At 65.1% G+C, this 4,854-nt stretch carries 6 protein-coding genes; 2 read left to right on the forward strand and 4 right to left on the reverse strand.

Annotated features, from left to right (window positions below; genetic code table 11):
* The first annotated feature begins 138 nt into the window (after positions 1-138).
* On the forward strand, positions 139-306 hold the full coding sequence (locus CEF10_RS16985; RefSeq protein ID WP_157933068.1) for an ATP-binding protein: 168 nt from the start codon (positions 139-141) through the stop codon (positions 304-306).
* On the opposite strand, the gene CEF10_RS16555 is transcribed toward CEF10_RS16985, so the two are convergent.
* Both CEF10_RS16555 and CEF10_RS16560 read right to left on the reverse strand, forming a co-directional pair.
* On the reverse strand, positions 307-879 hold the full coding sequence (locus CEF10_RS16555; protein ID WP_157933069.1) for a carboxymuconolactone decarboxylase family protein: 573 nt from the start codon (positions 877-879) through the stop codon (positions 307-309). It lies immediately after the preceding gene.
* Positions 880-1,246: 367 nt separating this feature from the next.
* The gene (locus CEF10_RS16560) at positions 1,247-2,047 is read right to left on the reverse strand and encodes a hypothetical protein (protein ID WP_157933070.1); all 801 of its coding nucleotides are present in this window, start codon (positions 2,045-2,047) and stop codon (positions 1,247-1,249) included.
* Between the two features lie 309 nt (positions 2,048-2,356).
* Here CEF10_RS16560 and CEF10_RS16565 point away from each other — a divergent pair, with 309 nt between their 5' ends.
* The gene (locus CEF10_RS16565; RefSeq protein WP_101069270.1) at positions 2,357-3,385 is read left to right on the forward strand and encodes a DMT family transporter; all 1,029 of its coding nucleotides are present in this window, start codon (positions 2,357-2,359) and stop codon (positions 3,383-3,385) included.
* A 25-nt stretch (positions 3,386-3,410) separates the two neighbouring features.
* Here the strand turns inward: CEF10_RS16565 and CEF10_RS16570 are convergent, their stop codons facing one another.
* Together CEF10_RS16570 and CEF10_RS16575 are read right to left on the reverse strand one after the other, a co-directional pair.
* A complete protein-coding gene (locus CEF10_RS16570) occupies positions 3,411-4,079 on the reverse strand; it encodes a glycosyltransferase family 2 protein (RefSeq protein ID WP_101069271.1) in 669 nt (222 codons plus the stop codon).
* A gap of 422 nt (positions 4,080-4,501) precedes the next feature.
* A partial coding sequence (locus CEF10_RS16575; RefSeq protein WP_157933071.1) for a hypothetical protein occupies positions 4,502-4,854 on the reverse strand: 353 nt, incomplete at its 5' end.

Genomic DNA, 4,854 nt, shown 5'->3' on the forward strand with positions numbered 1-4,854 from the left:
GATACATGAGCCTTGAAACCCTCGCCCGCGTCAACGACAATCCCAACGTCAGGTTGCCAGCTGTGGCGTCCTGATCAGGCTCGGGCCTTACCGAAGGTCGGCGCTCTTACACCATTCGGTGGGACACTATCGGAAGAGGTGCGCGATCAACTGGGCAAGGAAATCCAGGCCGGGGCACGCGGCACCGGCCTTGGCCTCGCGATCGCGGCCGACCTGTGCCGGAACCACGGTGGCGCGCTCGCGGTCGTGCGCAGCGGGCCGGAGGGCACCGTGTTCCGCGTGCGTCTGCCGACCGGGACGGGATGATCAGCCGTCGCGGTAATCCGGATCGATGCGCGTGCGGTCGAGATTGGCGGAATAGGTCGCCATGGTGTATTCCCCGATGACCCCGATGATCTCGAGGAGCTGCTCGAAGCCCAGTCCCGCGGCCTCGTACTCGGCGCGCTCGGCGCGGCCCAGCTTGCCGTGCGTGCGCAACAGCGCGCGTGTGGCCGACACGACAAGGGCGAGACGCCGTTGCGTGGGCAGTCCGCCGCCGCATGTCTGTTCAAGGAGTTCGCGCGGCACGCCGAGCGTCTCCGAGGAGTAGTGACACAGTGCCGCTTCACAGTAGTCACACTCGGCGGCATTGGCGACCTCAAGCGCAACAAGGCACCGCTCGACCTCCGACAACGCGCCACAGCCCAGATGCTCCTTCAGCGCGACCAGCCCGGCGAGCACACGGTAGTTGCGCGCCATCGTGCGGTAAATGTTGGGCAGCCCGCCGGGGAAAAGCCGCGCCAGACGCGCATCGAGCGCATCCCCGATGTCATCGGATGCCGTGGCGTCAAAGCACGGGGCGGTATCGGCGTCGCGGTGACGTTTGTGGCGGGCGGTCATATGCTTCTTGATCTCCGGTATGAACGTCGATTGCATGACCGTAACAGCGTCAGAAACGATTGCACGCGCCGATAAACTGATAGTGAAGAGATGTTCGGCGTCGGTGAGCGCGCCGAGGAGCCGCCTGGAGGTCGACCAACAACCTGGATGCCGTAGCATCCGCTGCGTCTTGGAGCCGTCGATTTCAGGGGCTGACACGGACCCGAACCTCGGCAATCGGACGCTGATCAGCTCTCGTCTCATGTCGGTCGCGTTTCTGGAACGGGCCTTCCCGTTCCGCGGGAACATCGGGACTCGCACGTGCGTTATCACCCGCAGGCAGGTATGTCGGGGTTGATAATGAGCGAGTTGAAAGGGTGATGGCTCGTCACACGGTCGCAGCAGGCGGGGGATCAACCCCCCAAGACGGCGTTCCGATGATATCGCCGGTGGCCTCATCATGCGGACGGGCAATCAGCAAGCGGGCCATCAGGAAGCCTTCGTCCTCAAGCCCGCGGGTGTCGTGTCCGGCAGCGCGCGCCTGTGCGGCCGCCCGCTCGGCTTCGGCATTGTCCTCGCAGCGGCGGTGAACGAACGGGCCGCCCGCGGTCTCAACGAGAAGGCCGTGGCGCTCCAGAACCGCCTGCGCCTCGGCGGTCTCGTTGCCGCGCACGGGCGAGGCCATCACCCAGGGCCGGCGCGGAGCGGCCGCAGTCAGCATCCGGTCGAGCGCTTGCGGCATGAGCTGGGCGACGCTACCGCATTCGACGATGATGTCGGTTTGCGAGAGCGCGGTGGCCAGCGCGGCTGACGGTGGCGACAGGTTGAGGTTTTCAACAAAGGCCGCGTCGAACAACCCTGCCGCGCGCCCGTAGGCCGCGGCGCGCGGTGCCACCTCGATCGCAGTCACCCACGCGTGCCAGGCCGGATCCCGCCGCGCGGCCAGCCAGGCCGAATCCGCCGCGATGAGCGCGCGCGTCGGCATGTCCGCGATTTCCTTCGTGCGGTATCGCGCGAAAAGGTCTTCGAGGCTCAGCCGGTGCTTCATGAGAGCGGTAACCACCCCGTAGCTGCTTGCGAAATCCACGATGTGCGGACGACGCAGGCCGCGCACGCGGCACAACTCTGCCAATCCGGCGCGGAACATGGGCGCCGCGTGTTGCTGATTGCGATAGCCGCGCATGTCCATGCCCCGGAAATATGCCCGGCAATCGGGCTGGTCGTATGTGTCGTCGAAAACGGTGACGAAACCGGGATCCCGCTGCGGCTGTGCATATGTCATGGCGTGCTCCGAAACGCGACGACTGTCTCTGACGCCACTATGCCGACGCTGAACGACGGCACAATTGACCTGTCGATGACATCCGCTGACGATCCGGTGAGCCCGGTGCGGGGTGCGGATCACGCCGTCGTCATCGCGGCTCGGGCAATCTTGCCCGGCAGGGGCGTGCATGCAATCGCTTCGGGTGGTCCACGTCCTGACAGGAAAGCATGGCAGATGCCCGATAGCCCGCGCACCCCCTTGTCCCCCACCCCGGTCCTGATGGGGGCCATCCTCGCTTGGGTCGCGGTGGTGATCTACGCCTCGTCCAACTCGATCGTCACGCTGCTGGTCGAGATCGGCGCGAAACATCCGGTGGACGGACGCAACGCGATCACCTTCTGCAACCTTCTGTTCCTTGGTTCTCTGATGTCGATGGTGCCGATGCTCGTGATTTTCCACCGCGACTGGCGACTGAAGACATTGCGCGCGCTGACGCCCCGCGATTGGGTGCTTCTGACGGTCTCTGCCATCCTCTCCTCGGCGCTGACGCCGGGGCTGTTCTTTTACGCGCTCGAGAACACCACGGTGACCAACGTGGTTCTCATCGGCCGGATCGAGCCGCCGCTGTTCCTGCTGGCCGCGGCCGCGTTCCTGGGCGAACGGCTGGATCGCTGGGCGCTGGTCGGCGGGCTGGTGGCACTGGCGGGCGCCGTGCTGATGATCGCACTCAAGGAAAATGGCGCGGCGTTTTCACTGGGCGTCGGCGAACTGGCGGCCGCCGGTGCCACGCTGTCGTTCATCGCGTCGACCATCATCACGCGCGCGGGGCTCAAGGGGGTGCCGCTTGGCGTTTTCTCGATCTACCGAACGGCGTTGGGCACGGCAATCTATTTCGTCGCGGCGATATATCTCTACGGACCCGATCATTTCCGGGACGTGTTCAAGCCTGTGGTCCTTCAATGGACGTGGGTTTATGCGGGAATCGTGATCCTAATGGGACAGTTCGCCTGGAACATCGCGCTGAAGAATGCGCGATCGGGCGACGTGTCGCTCGCGACCTCGGTCTCGCCGCTGGCCGCGATCCTGATCGCCATGGTGCTTCTGGGAGAGGATCCCGGCCCGGGACTCGTGCCCGGCGGGGCGATCATCCTGGCAGGCATGGTATTGGCGCAGGTAGGACGCAAGCGCCGCGAATGGGCCCGCAAACGCGCAGAAGAGCGTGCGCTGGAGCTTGAGGCCGACTGCGGCTTCAAGGGCGCGTGAGCCGTGGCCTAACCCAAACAGGAGGTTATCCGCCGGACTGCTGCCGCGCATGATGATCAAGGAAAAACGCCAGGATGACGTCGGCTATCGCGTTGTAATGACCGGTATCGCGAGGGTTGTTGCGTATTTCACCGATCCACGTCTCGGCGATCACCGCGCCAGCCAGATGCATGCGCACCATGACGTCGATGTCTGCGGCATAGGTTGTCGCCAGTCCCTCGAGCGATATGCGGCTCCGGTCGAAAAGGTAGAGTCCGGAATTGGGCGCATCGAGATGCGACAGGTCGGGAAATATCTGCCGGATCGCCGGCTTGATGAGCAAGCGGGTCATCGGCATGTCATCGTCGGGATCGTTCCAGCGCCCCTTGACCAGCCCGACCCCCGGCGCGCGGGCCGCCGCCAACCTCGCGATCATGTCCTCGGCCATGTCCTCGAGATCCGCGTCGACTTTCGCAACCCAGTTATTCTGCGCCGCGCGAAAGCCTGCGCGTAGCGCATTGCCAAATCCGGGCGTGGGTTCGAAGACCACACGCGCACCGGCAACGTGCGCGGCGGTCGCAGTGGCATCGTCAGAAGCGTTGTCGACCACGATCACCTCGCCCACGCCCGAGGCGCGGGTGGTGCGATCGATCACCGCGCCGATGGTGGGCGCCTCGTTGCGCGCTGGAATAACGACCGAAATTGGGCTGGACATGCGGACTCCCGCTTTTTTCAGGTTGGGTGTATACGGGCAAGACGGTCGTCGGTTGTCGTGGTCCGATCAAGCGTTTTCGGGTGCGACCCAGACCGCACACGCGGCTTGAACCTCCCGCTTTGGCAAGCTGGCCGGACCGGTCAGTGCCACCTGCGACGCGTCCTGTCTCGAAGCTGGTCCAGCCGTCGCCACGCTCTCGGAATTTTTCGCAGAAGGCGATCCGAGCTGCCGTCGGTGGCGAGCCTGACCATGTGCCCGCGTCAAGCCCGGTTCCGAGACGATACGACCGACACGCGCACGCCGGCCCGTCAGCCGGTTGACGGCGCTGCGCTCGGGTCCGGCGGGCGTGGTGAGCGGAGAATGAACGGCGGGCGCCCTTTCGTGACGCCTGCCTTGCAGTATCCGGGGCACGATTGCCAGGGTCAGCCGAGGATCGGCAGATCCTTGCGGTCGTTGGGGTCGAGGTCGCCCGCCGCGATCTGGTTCATGCTCTTGCGGTCATTGACGTCGAGGTCACCGGCGATCTGGTTCATCGTCTTGCGGTCGTTGACGTCGAGGTCACCCGCGATCTGGTTCATCGTCTTGCGGTCGTTGACGTCGAGGTCGCCCGCGATCTGGTTCATGGTCTTGCGGTCGTTGACGTCGAGGTCACCGGCGATCTGGTTCATCGTCTTGCGGTCGTTGACGTCGAGGTCGCCGGCGATCCGCTCGGCGGCGGGGGCGGCCAGCGATGCGGTGGCGGTGGTGGCGATGATGGCGAAGATGCTGAGTGCGG

The sequence above is a fragment of the Roseovarius salinarum genome (assembly GCF_002834145.1).
Classification (GTDB): domain Bacteria; phylum Pseudomonadota; class Alphaproteobacteria; order Rhodobacterales; family Rhodobacteraceae; genus Roseovarius; species Roseovarius salinarum.

Bases quoted from the DNA above. Each gene is read 5' to 3' on its own strand.
- CEF10_RS16555 (WP_157933069.1), bottom strand. From the start codon at position 879: ATGACCGCCCGCCACAAACGTCACCGCGACGCCGATACCGCCCCGTGC.
- CEF10_RS16560 (WP_157933070.1), bottom strand. From the start codon at position 2,047: ATGGACATGCGCGGCTATCGCAATCAGCAACACGCGGCGCCCATGTTC.
- CEF10_RS16565 (WP_101069270.1), top strand. From the start codon at position 2,357: ATGCCCGATAGCCCGCGCACCCCCTTGTCCCCCACCCCGGTCCTGATG.
- CEF10_RS16570 (WP_101069271.1), bottom strand. From the start codon at position 4,079: ATGTCCAGCCCAATTTCGGTCGTTATTCCAGCGCGCAACGAGGCGCCC.